Below are 15,275 nucleotides of genomic sequence, written 5' to 3'. Positions count from 1 at the left end.
AGAAGTTTAGAAAATCTTAAGGTTCTGATTTAATTTGCTTAAATGTGGTTAAAGTTAATGATTTTTAAAAGTTTTTTTTAGTTATTTAGTAATGCACAAATTTAGGTGTTTGTCAAATTAATTTAGATGCGTTTACCCTGAATCAGAGTTACGATAGGACTGGCTATAGCTATAGCTGTTACAGGTTCCATGATTTACTCCTTGAGGATGACTGTATGTAGTTAAGATAATTGCAAACCGTTAGAGAGTAGATTCACCAATGTAGAGATACTAAAAGCTGCAAACCCTTTTGTTTGGCTTAGCTTTACAGCTTTTAGTTAAATAATTTAATTATACAATAATACATTTAGCTGAGTGGCATCGTCAAGGAGTTTAGGAAAAAACTTGGATACATTGTGGAAACAGACAGAGATATAAAACTCTAATCCTTAATAGACAAAGGCTGTAGCTTTTCGATAAAGGCAGGACTTGAGGTCGATAGCTAAATTGAAGTATGAAGAATATCTCCACAGGCTTGTCCCTAGCGACCCAGCTCCGTCAAGGTGGTAAAGAAAGCTCTCAAACGCCTGAAATTTCGTTGCGGGCGTAAGCTGAATCTGATTCTTTTCATCCATCGCGAGGCAATAAACAAGATTTATTGTTGATCGCCAACCGGTAGGATGACGTGAATAGGTCGATCACACCTTGACAGGGCTGCCTTAGCGACCTCCCAAAGGCAAAACTACTGAGTCACACACCCCTTCAACCCTAAAAAACTGTGAAGTTTTGTCGCTTTTTCGCGAAGTGCTTCCAATCACTGCGGTAGACTAACCTTTAATTCTCTGTGCAGGCTATAGCGGTGTCACCTTGCCGTCAAATCTGTTAATTCGCAGAGCTAGCAAATTTTTAGTGACTCGTTGGGAGCCTTTATTCAATGTCTCATTCAGTCAAAATTTACGATACCTGCATCGGCTGCACTCAGTGCGTCCGGGCTTGTCCGACTGACGTTTTGGAGATGGTGCCCTGGGATGGCTGCAAAGCAGCTCAGATTGCCTCATCTCCCCGCACCGAAGACTGTGTAGGCTGCAAGCGGTGCGAAACTGCTTGCCCCACCGATTTTCTGAGCATCCGGGTTTACCTGGGAGCAGAAACCACTCGCAGTATGGGTCTAGCTTACTAAAAATCGATCGACACGCCGCTCAAATTACGGGCACAAGAGAGGGGGCGATTAAATTGCCCCCTCTTTTTTTGTCGCCGAATCTGCATTATGGGGCCCGAAGAAGGTAAAAATAATAAAACTTGAGTTTTATTGCGATCGCTAAGCAGGAGTAGTACGTTAAATGTGCGGAATCGTTGGCTATATCGGCACACAAGCAGCAAGCGAGATTTTGCTAGCAGGATTGGAGAAACTAGAATACCGGGGCTACGATTCAGCGGGCCTCGCTACCATCTCCGAAGGAGAAATTACCTGCATCCGAGCAAAGGGCAAATTGCACAGCCTCCGGGAAAAGCTAGCAGAGATAGACTCTCTGGCTCCCATCGGCATCGGGCACACCCGCTGGGCAACTCACGGCAAACCCGAGGAATATAACGCTCACCCTCACCTGGATAATAGCGGGCGAGTTGCAGTAGTTCAAAATGGAATTGTCGAAAATTATCGCGAGTTGCGGAAAGAATTGAAAGCAAAGGGACATAAATTTGTCTCGGATACGGATACAGAAGTTATTCCTCATTTAATAGCTGAGTTTTTGCAAGAAGCAAGAAGCAAGAAGCAAGAAGAAAAAGATAAAAAAACCGAGAAAGTTGCTGATTTATCGTTTTTGGAAACTGTTTTAAAGGCGGTAAATAAATTAGAAGGAGCATTTGCGATCGCCGTTATATGTGCAGATTTTCCCGAGGAAATAATTGTCGCTAGACAGCAAGCTCCTTTGGTGATTGGCTTTGGTGCAGGCGAATTTTTCTGCGCTTCCGACACGCCGGCCTTAGTATCTCACACCCGCACTGTTTTGTCCTTGGAAAATGGCGAATTGGCAAGGCTAACTTCGATGGGAGTAGAAGTTTACAGCTTTGCAGGGGAAAGGCTGAAAAAAAGCCCGCGCATCCTTGGTTGGAGTCCGGTTTTAGTCGAAAAACAAGGCTTCAAACACTTCATGCACAAGGAGATTTATGAACAGCCCGCCGTAGTCCGAGCTTGTTTGGAGGCTTATTTAGACAGCGAGTGGCAGCCGGAAAATCCGCGCTCTCCCATCAATCTCAACTTGCCCAAGGAACTTTGCGCCGATGTCGAACAAATTTCCATTCTCGCCTGCGGAACGAGCTGGCACGCCTCGCTAATCGGCAAATATTTGTTGGAACAATTAGCTAATATTCCCACTGCGGTGCAGTACGCTTCTGAGTACCGCTACGCACCGGCACCGCTGACAGCAAATACTTTAACTATTGGGGTAACACAGTCGGGAGAAACGGCGGACACGCTGGCTGCTTTGGGGATGGAACAGCAGCGCCGCGCGGGTTTTACTGATAAATTCCGGGCGAGAATGTTAGGCATTACTAACAGGACTGAAAGTTCGATCGCCCACATGATGCCGCACGTGATCAATACCCACGCCGGTATAGAAGTCGGCGTTGCTGCGACTAAAACTTTTGTGACTCAGTTGATGGCATTCTATTTCTTAGCTTTGGATTTGGCGCACCAGCGGCAAACAATCAGCACTGAGAGATTGGCCGAAATTATTACTGGTTTGCGCCAGTTGCCGGCGGAAATTGAGAAGTTTTTGGAGATTCAAGAACAGTATGTGGAGGAATTGTCCCACCAGTTCACGGAAACCCAAGATTTTATCTTTGTGGGGCGGGGAATTAACTTTCCGATTGCTTTGGAAGGGGCGCTGAAACTGAAGGAAATTAGCTACATTCACGCCGAAGGATATCCGGCGGGAGAGATGAAACACGGCCCGATCGCCCTTTTGGATGCGAAAGTGCCTGTAGTGGCGATCGCCATGCCCGGTAGCGTCTACGAAAAGGTGCTTTCCAACGCTCAGGAAGCCAAGGCTCGCGACGCCCGTTTAATTGGCGTCACGCCGAAGCAAGGTGTGGCGGAAGCCGATATTTTTGACTACGTTTTGCCGGTGCCTTTGGTGGATGAATTGTTGTCGCCGATTGTGACAGTGATTCCGCTGCAATTGTTGGCTTATCACATTGCGGCGCGTCGGGGTTTGGATGTGGATCAGCCGCGCAATTTGGCGAAGTCGGTGACGGTAGAATAAAAGAATTCAGTTGGCAGTCGGCAGTTGGCAGTTGACTGTTGACTGTTGACTGTTGACTGTTAGCAGTTGTTTTGGTTATTGGTTATTTGTTATCAATAACCTTCCCGGTTCTGCCTCCAATGCGCGATGCGCGATGCCCGATGCGCGATGCGCGATGCCCGATGCGCGATGCCCGATGCCCGATGCCCGATGCCCGATGCCCTATTCCCTCTGGCTGACTCCGCAAATTGCGGCTAACAGCAACCAGCTTGTAGTATTGAGTCGGAAATCAAACAGCGTCACGTCTACAGTGTTAAATAGTGTACAGGCGACGAAGGCTAATAAATAACTGAAAAAAATTAGGCGATCGGCCGCTCTTAAATCTTGACAAGCCACCTGATTTGTGCTATTAGTTATAGATTTTTGATTGAGATCTAAAGCATTTTCCACTTTTTCCAGTGTTGCTATTTGCTCATGTTTGATATCCGCAGGACAAAGTGGCCAATGGGCCAGCAGCCAAACACCCCTAGCCAAAACCCAGCCAACTAAACCAAACAACAAAAGCGTTGTGGGTATTCCCGTTTCCGCAGTCAACATCAGTATCAAACTGTGAGGATGACCAAGCCATTCTTGCATTTGAGCTTGATAGAGAGGCGTAAAATTTCGCAATCCCCAACCAGTCCAAGGACGCTGCTGAGTCATCGACCAAGCAAATTCCCACTGAGTAGTTCTCAAAGTAGCTGTCGGTCGATTTGGGAACATCTCGTCGGTGAGTCTAGCCCAAAAGAAAGCCGGGACAATTATTCGCAAATACTGCCGTAAAGGTTCGGGGCCAAAAGCAGACAAAAAAACTGTGCTACCCACACTAAAAACTGCCGCTAATAATTTTTTATAACCCGCATAAAATGCAAAAGCCAAAACTGCCAAAACTGCCAGCCCCCAAGCATTGCGAGAATTAGTAAAAATCAAAGCAACAGCATTTCCGATCACTGCAAAACTTAAAAATAAGAATCGGTAATTGGGCATTGGGCATTGGGCATTGGGCATTGGGCATTGGGCATTGGGCATTAATATTCCTTCTTCCCTCGAACCTCTTTCTTCTGACTCCTGACTCCTGACTCCCGACTTTTGCTCAATAATTAATCCATGTATCCGTGTCGTGCCTTCCTTCTTCCTTCCGAAGCCTTCGATCCACAGTCCCAGTGCTAAAATAAAAGCAATTGTCAGATAGCAAGCTAAAATATTAGCGTACATAAACACAGAAGCCATGCGGCCGGGGGGATTGCCTTTGGGCACGAGTACCCAGCCAAAAACAGGCTGCAATTGATCGATGCCACTCCAACCTAAAAATTGCTGTCCCAGGCCTAAAATTATCACGGGAATTGAACTAATTACAATCATCCAAGACAATTGCCGCAATTGAGGCAGAGTTTGAATTAAACTGCTGAAAGCGGCAAACAATATAAAGAACGGCAAGAAATTGTACAACCCTAAAAAAGCCTCGATGCGGTTGTTGGCAAAAACCGCTGTGATGACTAGCAGCGCGCTCAGAATTGCGAATCCTCTATTCAGCGGGCGGCGACTAATTTGACGGAACTTTTGCTTGCAAGTGCCGGCTAATCCCAGGAATAAACCTAAAGCTCCCAAAATCGGAATTAAGGGAAAAATAAGCATCCCCACTTGAGCGAAATTCCAAGGGATTTGCAGGCGGCGATCGGGATGTTTTTGGAGTCGAGACTTGAGATTTTTGGCTGTCAGTTTGGCAGCTAATTTCAACCGATTTTTGATACTCACCCACACTCCCAATCTCAAATCTAAAATCTACAATCTACAATCGTTAAGCTAGTTCCCAAACGCATTCCGATCGCGTTAATCGAATTTGAGCTAAGGCAAAAATAGTCGGGATAATTCGGCCGTAGTTCGTGGAAATCGATCGCCAACCCAAATCCGCGAAAAACCAAGTCCACATCACCGGGCCGAGAAACGAGAACACGCTCCGCGTCGCACCGTAACGAGCGGCACTCACAGCCATACCGCGCCGCGCTGTCTGAATTGCGACATAATTTTGAAACTGAGTTGCTGCGGTTGCAGTCCCTGTAACCACGGCTTGTTTTGCCATTTCATAGGTGGCAAAATGCAGCGCAAATTGATTGGCCATCAATTTAAGCAATATTGGTTTTAATATGGAACTGACAGCTAAAGCACTGCCGCCTTTGAACAGTAAACCGAGCGGGTCTTTTTCAGCAGAAATTGGCAGGGGTTCTGAGAGTTTGGACTCAACGATCGCTCGCTGTACGCGCACTGTCAGCGCTTGCTGTTCCTCGGCCGGTAAACGCTTCCAGGCGCGGCCCATTAAGTGCAGAAATACTTCGGCCTCTAAGTCGGTGGTTGACAACTGTTTGGGATAAGGGATTTTGAGATAGTGGCAAACTTGAATTAGTGCTTGTCTGTAAGTTACTTGTTCGGTTCGCCCTCTGAGTACCGTCAACCCGTCGGCTGCAAGATAGCGAAACCGCTGCTCTAGGGCGTCTAGCCATGCTTGGCGATCGCGGCTTTGTACGTCTATGGGTGCGGGGGTTTGCACGTAATCTAAAGGGTTAAACTTGCGGCTGAACAGAAGTTCTGTTAGTTGTTGCAATTCTTCTTCTGTTGCCAATTCTAGTGCTGCTCTGAGTTCGTCCAAAATTTTGCCCTCCTCTATTAGATTTTAGATTTTAGATTTTAGATTTTAGATTGCTGCTGGTTGACAACCAGTGGGATTTAGGATTTACCTACAGTGGCTTTTTTTTATCTGGTCTTAATCATGGATTCGTGCTGTCCCTTATTCTACTACTTGGTGCAGGGCGATCGACCAACAAGTGAAAGATTGGTTAGCAGAAAAGGGAGGGCTGTCGAGCCGGATGAAATAATACTGATTGAGGACAGGTGCGCACCAATCTCAGCCACAGGATCTCCGACCCGTTCCACAACACATCAAGTTTCTTGTGGAACTGACCGGAGAACCCGTTTTTCAGAATAGTACCTGAGCTAAGATAAATGGCTCTACCGAACTTGCTATGCTTGATGTGCCCTAGAAACAGCCAATCGCGTGATTGGGCAAGGGTTTGAGTTTATGATAGTTGTCTTTTTATTAATTTTTAGGCAAACTATCTCTACATAAGCGTTTCCGCGATTTCTTACATACTAAGTTCGGTAGAACCAGATAAATAAACCTTACGTTTTGTAAATATTGCTATATATTCGGCGTTAGCTTCATTTTTCGAGTTATAGTCTCGAACAATAGCTGTTCGCAATGACATGGTGTTGCCAAGAACAGGACAATATTTTTAGTTGTATCTACCCTAGTTGAAGAAAGATATCATATCTGCTCAATCAAGCAACGAGTTTGGCAGTTGATAGAGGTAAAATTTCTTGGTATTAATCCAGCCTACACAAACTACATCTCAGCATGGTAGGACAAATTACTTTCTCTAAAAACATTAGGAGGTAAATTTTTGATGCCGGCGATCGCCAATTTTTACCCAGTCCACTCTCCAGTTTACAGCGCTTCGCGTGAAAGCCCCGTGCGTTAACACCGGGGATGAAACTTGAATAATTCCTAATTCCAAATAACTCTTATGGCAACTATCAACTTAGCCTTGAACGTCCAAGTCGTCGGAGGCCCCAAAGTCCTCATTTCCAAATCTCAATCTGTGGAAGCTTACAACAAAATTGAAGTGGCGATCGAACCCGATGGAGAGGAAAAATCTGTTAAGGTTCAACCCGGAGATGCAGGCCATGTTAGCTTTCTGCTGATTCAGTCTAGTGTATATAGTTCCGCTCTAAACTATATCGTCAGTGAAGCAGAACCTCTTCCGGATTCTTCAACCATCGCCCTTGATCAACCTCATGTCTACTTTGGAATGGGAGCTGTCTCTGCATTAGGGGTAGCTCCGAAAACTCTCACGTTCACTAATAACTCTGGAAAACAAGCTGCGATCGAAATTCTCGTCGGACGGGATGCAACGCCTTAAAGCTTCGATATGTCTAAATCTGTCTAAATCCATGCCAACCAGAGGAATGAATTATGCCCATCACTCCTACCTATCCCGGCGTTTATATTGAAGAAATTCCCAGCGGCGTTCGTACCATTACGGGGGTTGCTACTTCCATCACTGCTTTCATTGGACGTGCTTGGCGCGGGCCTGTGAACGATCCGATTACGATTAACAGCTACGGCGATTACGAGCGAATTTTCGGCGGGTTGTGGGTCGAAAGCAGTATGAGTTATGCCGTGCGCCATTTTTATCTCAATGGCGGAAGTCAAGCAATTATCGTTCGCCTCTATCATCCGGAGGCAGGCAAACCCACCTACGCTAGTATAGATGCGAATGGACTGATGCTAGAAGCCTCTTATCCTGGGGCTTGGGGAAACTTCTTAAGGGCGCGGATAGACCACGATGTATCGCCAGAAGTGGCAGATCGTTACGATCTTGAAGTCACCGATTTGTTTAATCTCACCGTTCGCGATACCAAAACTGGGTTGACAGAGGAGTTTCGCAACGTTTCCATTGTAGCCAGTCGCAGGCAAGTGACTAATGTTCTGGCAAATGAGTCCCGTCTGGTTCGCGTTGATAGTTTACCCGGTGCGATACCAGCGCCCCATCTTAATCCCCAACCTGGAGAAGATGTGTGGGGAGATAACCCTGCTCCCACTAATAGTCTAGTAGAAGAACCGAATCGAGCATCCGATGGAGACACGCTGAATGTAGGAGATTTTACTGGGGATGGTAAAGAAGATAATAAGGAAGGTTTGTACGCATTGAAGAAAGCAGACCTCTTTAATTTGCTGTGCATTCCTCCTCACGTTCTTGATGGTGATATCGAGCCAAATTTAATTGCATTTGCCGCAACTTACTGCGAGGAACGTCGGGCAATGCTATTAATCGATCCTCCCTCTGATTGGATGAATAAGGATGCTGCAAAAGCAGGGATAATCGGCACAGATATTGAAACTACTAGCAAAAATGCAGCAATTTTCTTCCCGCGTCTGAGGCAAGCCAATCTCTTACGAGACAATCAGATTGAAACCTTTGTGCCTTGCGGTGCAATAGCGGGGATTTTTGCGCGTACCGATGCTCAACGAGGTGTTTGGAAAGCGCCTGCGGGGTTGGAAGCAACTTTAAATGGCGTGCCAGCTTTGAGTGTCAGCCTCACAGACAGGGAAAATGGCGAGTTGAATCCGTTGGGAGTTAACTGTTTGCGATCGTTTCCGGGAGTGGGGCGTGTCGTCTGGGGATCGCGTACCCTCCAAGGAGCCGATCGGCTCGCTTCGGAGTGGAAATACATTCCTGTACGGAGGCTAACTCTATTTTTAGAAGAAAGCCTTTATCGCGGTACTCAGTGGGTGGTATTCGAGCCAAATGATGAACCGCTTTGGTCGCAGATTCGCTTGAATATTGGCGCCTTTATGAATAATTTGTTCCGCCAAGGTGCATTTCAGGGGAAATCGCCGAGAGAAGCTTATTTTGTCAAGTGCGATAAAGAGACGACAACCCAGAACGATATCGATCTCGGCATTGTCAACATTATTGTTGGCTTTGCCCCCCTCAAACCTGCCGAGTTTGTGATTATCAAATTCCAGCAAATCGCTGGTAATATCATTACCTAAACTCCCTTTTGATCGGGAGCGATCGTAGACACATCAACTCTATCCGTAGGGTGCGCAATGCGCACCTTACCCTGGAGGGAAGAGGAAACAGAACTCACATAGTGCAAAGGAGTAAAATTATGGCTCAATTTACCGTTAATAATGTCCACCGATTTGACCCGTATAAAAACTTTAAATTCCGCGTCAAATGGGACGGTCGATATGTGGCGGGAATTAGTAAAGTAGGGGCGCTCACACGGACGACGGAAGTAGTCGAACACCGCGTGGGAGGCGACCCCAGTACCGTGCGCCGATCGCCAGGACAAAGCAAGTACGAAGCCATTTCCCTAGAACGCGGTGTGACGCACGATCGAGATTTTGAACAGTGGGCAAATAAGATTTGGAATTGGGGTTCTGGTTTGGGTGCAGAGGTTTCGCTCAAAGATTTTCGCAAAGACATCATTATTGAAATGATGAATGAGGCGGGTCAACTTGCCATCTCCTACAAAATTTATCGCACTTGGATTTCCAAATATACGGCTTTACCCGAACTCGATGCCAGTGCCAATGCGATCGCAATTCAAAGCATTGAGCTTCAGCATGAAGGTTGGGAGCGAGATTATGAAGTTAGTGAACCAACTGAGCCCTCATTTACAGAACCCTGATTGATTAAATAGTAATTGGGAATTGGGCATAAGACCTAGGGCATAGAGCATAAGGAAAAATAGCTATCCGTGTATCCGTGACTTCCGTGTCGTGCTGTTGGGAATTGGGAATTGAGAATTGGATAAGTGGGATATTCCGTGTTTTCTGTTCCCTGTTTCTTTAGATCAATCTACCTGAGAAAATTTTCAAGCTGATTAGCGATCGAAAAGAGGTTCACATCTATGTTGAGGTCGGACATAACCAGCAATGTAACATCCTCTTCGGGGATTGATGAAGAGAAAACCAAATTATTCCTGCGTCCGTTTGGATGGTTTGCGGAAGATTTGGAGATTGACTTTCATCAAACGCGGCGCCCAGACTTGGAGATGCAGATATTAGAGTGTTGTATCAGCAACCGTGAGGAAGCCAAGCTCGATTCCAGCTTTTTCGGGAATTTGGAAATCGGCAAGCGGACTGAATATTTATTAACCCTAGCCAGTTTATCAAATAGCTCAAAAATCAACCTTAACCTGCGCTGCTCGAACCTAGAGTGTCAGCGGCAGATGGAAATTACGATTCCTCTGCTAGAAATCACTCGACTACAGCAGCAATCTGAGAACCAGAAAACAGAAATTGCGATCGCTAATGAAAAAATATCGCTCCGAAAACCCACAGGAAACGACCAAAGATTATGGCAAGAACAGCATTTTTCTGATGAAGGTTCGGCAACTTTAGCAATGGTGCAAAGTTTGCTTGTTTCGGAACAACCATCGACTTTTAAGCAAGTCTATAGCCAAGAAAAGGATTGGATAGAAATGCTGAATCAAGTCATGGAAGAGATCGATCCGCTCGTTAATTTTAATCTTCAGGTGATTTGTCCTTACTGTGGCAGTGAAAATCTACAGTATTTCGATCTCGGTGCATGGGCGCTTCAACAATTATATGGAGTGCAACAACAATTAATCGTAACTATTCATCGTTTGGCATCGCATTATCACTGGAGCGAATCGGAGATTCTCGCCATTCCCCCTGGGCGGAGATCGCGTTATTTGGCTCTAATCGATCGGGAGGAAAATTATCGATGATCGGCTATTTTTATCGACTCATTCAACAAACTGGGATTGCTCTAGAAAGGGGTCAAATCTCTGATTGCAGGAACTTCCCGGGTGCGCTGGTACCTCAAATTAGCAATGAAATTGTACCAATGCCGATTGAAGAGACTCAGGAAATTGGGAAGCAAGAAACTCAGACAAACGAGTTGAAAGTCACCCAAAAAATTGAGAATGAGAATCTTGTTGCGTCACAATTTTCGACTCAACAAGATACTGAAAACGAAAATTTTATTCCACTTCCTAAAGTCGAAAGAGAATCATTTTTACCCAGAGGGGAGGTTCAAAGAACAATAATTAAAGAGCAGCCGATAGAAAGTTTATCCCCACAAGCTACGCCATCTCAAAACGCGCTCGATGCAGAAACTTTTCCGAACCTACCGCAGTCTTATCATCAAGTAGAGTCGGAGCAATTTCTGGAAAATCGCACGAATAATGTAGTTATAAAAAAAACCAGCTCGCCGGAAACTCCCTTATTCTCAGAACATCTCCCAGAAGGTGATACTTCTAAGGAGTTGCCAAGCGAAAAATCCACACTACCCGCTCGCCAACCAAAGGAAAGTCCCAAAGAAAATAACTTGCCTCCCACCCGTCAAATCAATTTACAAACCGTTCGGGAATGGGTAGCAGAAACACCACAGAAAAATCCCAAATCCCAATTCCCAATTCCCAAATCCCAATTCCCAAATCTCAATTCCCAAATCCCAAATTACCCAGCTCAAAAAAATCAGAATTTTGTGTTGTCGATCAGCACAATTAGTTTAACCATTGAAGCGCCTCAATCGGAGGTAAAAAAGCCACCATTACCAATGAAATCCCAACAGGAGGTCAAACCCGTTAGTCAAACTTCTCGACTCAGCCGACACTATATTCGTTAGTTAGGAGATTTGCGATCGTGGCACTTGCAGATACTGGAAAAGCAATAGGGGCAGTTAGTCAACTGCTGCGCGATCGACTATTGGCGCGTTTAGCAGGTACGGTTAGCAATGTCAGAATTGGCAAACCGGAAATGTCGGGTGAAGGCATAACCAATCCCAGATTGAATCTATTTCTTTACGAAATTCAGATCGATCCTCATCTGAGAAATAGATCGCTCGATCCTGGTCAATCAACTCCTCTGTGGCTCGTTCTCAAGTATCTACTCACTGCCTTTGACGAAGCGGGAGACAGCGATAGTATTGAGTCGCACGAATACTTGGGAGAAGGAATGCGCGTTCTTCAAGAATTGTCCTTCTTACCGTTAATTAGTTTGCCACCAGATGTGTTTCAAGCCCTCAATTCCAATCCGGAAGCGTTAAAAATTACTTTCGATCCCACCTCTTCGGAACTGATTTCTAAGTTGATGCAAGGCGCCGAGGAAAAATATCGCTGTTCCATTGGTTTTGAAGTGCGTCCGGTGATGATTGCAACGGCTGAATTGTCTTCCTATTCGCTACTGGTGGGTGTCGATTATGTTAACGATACGATTATTGGTGCGAAAGGAATTCAAATTCCCGTACTGCCTTCGATGGGGCCGAAAATTGATGCGATCGCCCCGCTCAAAATCGCTCCTCCACTTCCCCCTGTTTTTCCAGATCCCCCACAACCGTCTATCCTAAGCATTCGGGGAAATAATTTAGCTCTATCTAACCTAACAGTCCGTTTGGGTCCGGTGGAACTGCCAATAGTTGCCAAGTCGCCAGATATTTTGAAGTGCGAGTTGAACGGCAACATTAGGGATGGTACCGTTATTTCTGCGGGAAGCCATCCCGTCTGCGTTGTGGAAAGCTTGCCTAACGGAAAAGCCCGATCGAGCAATTTATTAGTCGCGAGTCTGTTACCTGTTATTACTGGTGCTGCATTCTCTGACGGCAATCTTAATTTAGAGGGTTTTCTACTAGGAAAAGCCAGCGATGATGTTTTCGTAGCACTTTACCAAAATGGCAAAACAGTCAAGGTGTTCGATAAGTTTGTGGAGATTGGACCGGGCCCTCCTGCCCAAACACAATTGCGAGTGCAGATTACAGATACTTCACCGGGAACTTATCGTGTCATTCTGCGGGTAAACGGTCAGCAAGCTCAAAACAGCCCGGAGGTGATGATTCCATGAACACAATCAGTAGCCGACAAGAATTTATCACCTTTTCACCTAGTTTGCAGACCGAAGATGTTCTGGCAAATTACTGGCTGCGGCAAGTTACGCTGCGGTTGCGGCGCGAAATTAGTTGGCGTTGGCACTTACAGGAAAACATAACTTTCGCGTCGTCAGCCTCGCTACCTCCCCTGACAAATAAATTGACCGAAGCGCTGGATATGAGTCGCTATTGGGAAGAAAAATGTCAGTTTTATCAAAGCGATCCGACTGCTAAATATCTCACCGATAAACTAACTGCCGATCGACCTAAAAATTATCCTGTGGTGCGGGGTTCCTTTAGCTGGGTTGTTGATACATTGGCGTTGGATGAGGTTTCGACTTTTATTCTGGCGCTAGGTTCGATCGTCTCTTTCGATCGTGCAGCCAGCGAGGTAATCGCCGCTTGCCTCAACGACTCAACAGCTAATCACCCTAATTTAGCCCTAGCCCAGAAATTATGGGAAGTACCGGAAGAGGTTTTGTCGATCGCCGATTCGGAACATCCTCTATGGCGCTATGGCTTGTTACAAACTACTCATGATGCTGATTCTGCGATCGGTGTGGATTGGCAAAGTCCTCTAGTTGTATCTCCGCTAATAGTCAATCGCCTATTGTTTCCCCATTCTCCCTTGCCCCAGGTTTTGGTTCCGTTAAAACTGAGATCTTGCACTATTTTTAAGAACGGGCAAGATGCCCATTCCACAACAGATGAAGTTGATTATGGGGTGGGCATCTTGCCCGCCCCTAAAAGCCCGATCGATCGCGCCCATCTTGTGGCACTCCGACTTAGTACAGGGCGGGCACGGGGCGATGGGCTGCGGATAGTTCCCATTCAGGCATCGAGAGGTACGATCGTCACAGAAGTGGTTCAAGGCATCTCGCAGATCACCCAGCGAGAGGTAGTGGAATTGAGAGGAAATCTCGCCCTATTAGAGAAAGGTACTTATTTCAAATCCTTGGTAACACTCTGCTGGTTAACTGGACAGGATTTATTTATTCCCAGCGATCGCACCTCGGCGAAAGCAGGCGAAAAAAGCCACTTTCTACTTTCTCTGCAATCGATGCCGATTGCCATTTTTCTCGGTATCTGCGATCGAAAAGAGTTAACTCACATCCCCAGCGATTTACTCCTCCCGATCCTTGAGGTTCCTCAGCTATCCTATGGCGATCGCGTCAATTTTTGGCAGCAAACTTTAGGAACAACAGATCCAATTATCGCAAACAGCATTGCCGAATGTTCTCGCCGCTTTCGCTACGAAAAAGGCACGATTCAAAACATCTGCATGGGACTGCAAGCAGCCGATGCCAATATCAACGAAACCGATCTAATTGCCGCCTGTCGCGCCGAATTAGACCTCGATATTGGCGAACTAGCCCAAGCCGTTACCCCTCGATTTACCGCCGAAGAATTAGTCTTGCCTCCCAAACAGCAAGCCCTATTCGACGACATTTATCAAGCCATGAAATCCCTGACGACAGTCCACTACGAATGGGGAACGGGGAAAACTTGGAACGAGTGCGGAATTACGGTTCTATTCGCCGGACTTCCAGGGACAGGAAAAACAATGGCGGCGGAAATTTTAGCCACCAAGTTAGAGATTCCTATGTATCGGATCGATCTTTCCCAAGTCGTTAACAAATATATCGGCGAAACAGAGAAGAATTTGAAACGACTCTTCGATGCCGCTGATATTTCCGATTCCCTGCTTTTTTTCGACGAAGCAGATGCCCTATTCGGTCGTCGCACCGAGGTTAAAGACGCTCACGATCGCTACGCTAATTTGGAAATCAGCTATTTGTTGGAACGCATGGAACGGTTCAAAGGATTAGCAATTCTGGCAACCAATCGTAAGAAAGATTTAGATGAAGCGTTTTTGCGGCGATTGCGCTACATCATTGATTTCCCGCTGCCAGACGTGCGCGAACGCCAGAAGATTTGGCAGCAAGCAATTCCGAAAAAAGTCGATGCTTCTGAAATCGATTTTGATTTTGTTGCCAAACAATTTCCCCTCGCAGGTGGCAATATTCGCTCGATCGTGTTTAATGCCTGCTTGCAAACCGCAGGAAACTTAAAAATTGAACGATCGCCCTCGCTCAATCCGAAATTAACTATGGAACAGATTGTGGTTTGTGTCAAACGGGAGTATGACAAACTGAACCGTTCGGTAAGTCGAGAACAATTCGGTGTTTACGCCAACTTAGTTGAGAGGATGAATCATGGATAAAAATGAGATTTCCATTAACCGCATTGACCTTCGCAGTCGAGGAATTCCCCCAGAAATTGCTCGTTCTGCCGTTGAGGGATTGGGACAAGAAGTTATGCAAAATTTAGTACAACAGGGTGTAGTTAACCCTGGACAAATCATTCTGTTAGGCGATTTGAATTTGGAGACATTGAGTTTAAGGAAAGTGGGAGATGCAGGGTAAACGCATCTAAATTAATTTGACAAACACCTAAATTTGTGCATTACTAAATAACTAAAAAAAACTTTTAAAAATCATTAACTTTAACCACATTTAAGCAAATTAAATCAGAACCTTAAGATTTTCTAAACTTC

The 15,275-nt window shown here is 45.8% G+C and carries 12 protein-coding genes; 10 read left to right on the top strand and 2 right to left on the bottom strand.

Annotated elements, in window-relative coordinates:
- Window positions 1-913: 913 nt before the first annotated feature.
- The gene (gene psaC, locus ACUVJL_RS21430) at window positions 914-1,159 is read left to right on the top strand and encodes a photosystem I iron-sulfur center protein PsaC (protein ID WP_015175986.1); all 246 of its coding nucleotides are present in this window, start codon (window positions 914-916) and stop codon (window positions 1,157-1,159) included.
- A gap of 160 nt (window positions 1,160-1,319) precedes the next feature.
- Window positions 1,320-3,242, top strand: a complete 1,923-nt coding sequence (glmS, locus tag ACUVJL_RS21425; protein WP_445247677.1) for a glutamine--fructose-6-phosphate transaminase (isomerizing) — start codon at window positions 1,320-1,322, stop codon at window positions 3,240-3,242.
- A 201-nt stretch (window positions 3,243-3,443) separates the two neighbouring features.
- On the opposite strand, the gene ACUVJL_RS21420 is transcribed toward glmS, so the two are convergent.
- Together ACUVJL_RS21420 and ACUVJL_RS21415 are read right to left on the bottom strand one after the other, a co-directional pair.
- Window positions 3,444-5,015, bottom strand: a complete 1,572-nt coding sequence (locus ACUVJL_RS21420) for an O-antigen ligase family protein (protein WP_445247676.1) — start codon at window positions 5,013-5,015, stop codon at window positions 3,444-3,446.
- Between the two features lie 43 nt (window positions 5,016-5,058).
- Window positions 5,059-5,904, bottom strand: coding sequence for a YaaW family protein (locus ACUVJL_RS21415; protein ID WP_445247675.1), 846 nt, complete (start codon window positions 5,902-5,904; stop codon window positions 5,059-5,061).
- Between the two features lie 934 nt (window positions 5,905-6,838).
- Between ACUVJL_RS21415 and ACUVJL_RS21410 the strand changes: the two genes are divergently transcribed.
- From ACUVJL_RS21410 to ACUVJL_RS21375, 8 genes are all read left to right on the top strand, one after another.
- Window positions 6,839-7,234 carry a hypothetical protein gene (locus ACUVJL_RS21410; RefSeq protein WP_445247674.1) on the top strand — a complete coding sequence of 132 codons (396 nt, stop codon included), beginning with the start codon at window positions 6,839-6,841 and terminating at the stop codon, window positions 7,232-7,234.
- A 53-nt stretch (window positions 7,235-7,287) separates the two neighbouring features.
- Window positions 7,288-8,871, top strand: coding sequence for a phage tail sheath family protein (locus ACUVJL_RS21405; protein ID WP_445247673.1), 1,584 nt, complete (start codon window positions 7,288-7,290; stop codon window positions 8,869-8,871).
- 119 nt (window positions 8,872-8,990) lie between these two features.
- The gene (locus tag ACUVJL_RS21400) at window positions 8,991-9,515 is read left to right on the top strand and encodes a phage tail protein (RefSeq protein WP_445247672.1); all 525 of its coding nucleotides are present in this window, start codon (window positions 8,991-8,993) and stop codon (window positions 9,513-9,515) included.
- Between the two features lie 222 nt (window positions 9,516-9,737).
- A complete protein-coding gene (locus ACUVJL_RS21395) occupies window positions 9,738-10,580 on the top strand; it encodes a T4 family baseplate hub assembly chaperone (protein WP_445247671.1) in 843 nt (280 codons plus the stop codon).
- Between the two features lie 119 nt (window positions 10,581-10,699).
- Window positions 10,700-11,482: a hypothetical protein gene (locus ACUVJL_RS21390; RefSeq protein ID WP_445247670.1), complete on the top strand. Its 783-nt coding sequence runs from the start codon at window positions 10,700-10,702 to the stop codon at window positions 11,480-11,482.
- A gap of 17 nt (window positions 11,483-11,499) precedes the next feature.
- Complete coding sequence (locus tag ACUVJL_RS21385) at window positions 11,500-12,693, top strand: DUF4255 domain-containing protein (protein ID WP_445247669.1); 1,194 nt, start codon at window positions 11,500-11,502, stop codon at window positions 12,691-12,693.
- The gene (locus ACUVJL_RS21380; RefSeq protein ID WP_445247668.1) at window positions 12,690-14,942 is read left to right on the top strand and encodes an ATP-binding protein; all 2,253 of its coding nucleotides are present in this window, start codon (window positions 12,690-12,692) and stop codon (window positions 14,940-14,942) included. Before ACUVJL_RS21385 ends, ACUVJL_RS21380 begins: the two co-directional genes overlap by 4 nt.
- Window positions 14,935-15,144, top strand: coding sequence for a hypothetical protein (locus tag ACUVJL_RS21375; RefSeq protein ID WP_445247667.1), 210 nt, complete (start codon window positions 14,935-14,937; stop codon window positions 15,142-15,144). The genes ACUVJL_RS21380 and ACUVJL_RS21375 overlap by 8 nt, the downstream gene beginning before the upstream one ends.
- Window positions 15,145-15,275: the final 131 nt, after the last annotated feature.

It is taken from the genome of Microcoleus sp. OTE_8_concoct_300 (assembly GCF_031383065.1).
In the GTDB taxonomy this organism is placed as follows: domain Bacteria; phylum Cyanobacteriota; class Cyanobacteriia; order Cyanobacteriales; family Microcoleaceae; genus Microcoleus.
This window is presented reverse-complemented; position numbering and strand designations above follow the sequence as displayed.

Coding starts and splice junctions, on each gene's coding strand:
- psaC (WP_015175986.1), top strand. CDS start 914: ATGTCTCATTCAGTCAAAATTTACGATACCTGCATCGGCTGCACTCAG.
- glmS (WP_445247677.1), top strand. CDS start 1,320: ATGTGCGGAATCGTTGGCTATATCGGCACACAAGCAGCAAGCGAGATT.
- ACUVJL_RS21410 (WP_445247674.1), top strand. CDS start 6,839: ATGGCAACTATCAACTTAGCCTTGAACGTCCAAGTCGTCGGAGGCCCC.
- ACUVJL_RS21405 (WP_445247673.1), top strand. CDS start 7,288: ATGCCCATCACTCCTACCTATCCCGGCGTTTATATTGAAGAAATTCCC.
- ACUVJL_RS21400 (WP_445247672.1), top strand. CDS start 8,991: ATGGCTCAATTTACCGTTAATAATGTCCACCGATTTGACCCGTATAAA.
- ACUVJL_RS21395 (WP_445247671.1), top strand. CDS start 9,738: ATGTTGAGGTCGGACATAACCAGCAATGTAACATCCTCTTCGGGGATT.
- ACUVJL_RS21390 (WP_445247670.1), top strand. CDS start 10,700: ATGCCGATTGAAGAGACTCAGGAAATTGGGAAGCAAGAAACTCAGACA.
- ACUVJL_RS21380 (WP_445247668.1), top strand. CDS start 12,690: ATGAACACAATCAGTAGCCGACAAGAATTTATCACCTTTTCACCTAGT.
- ACUVJL_RS21375 (WP_445247667.1), top strand. CDS start 14,935: ATGGATAAAAATGAGATTTCCATTAACCGCATTGACCTTCGCAGTCGA.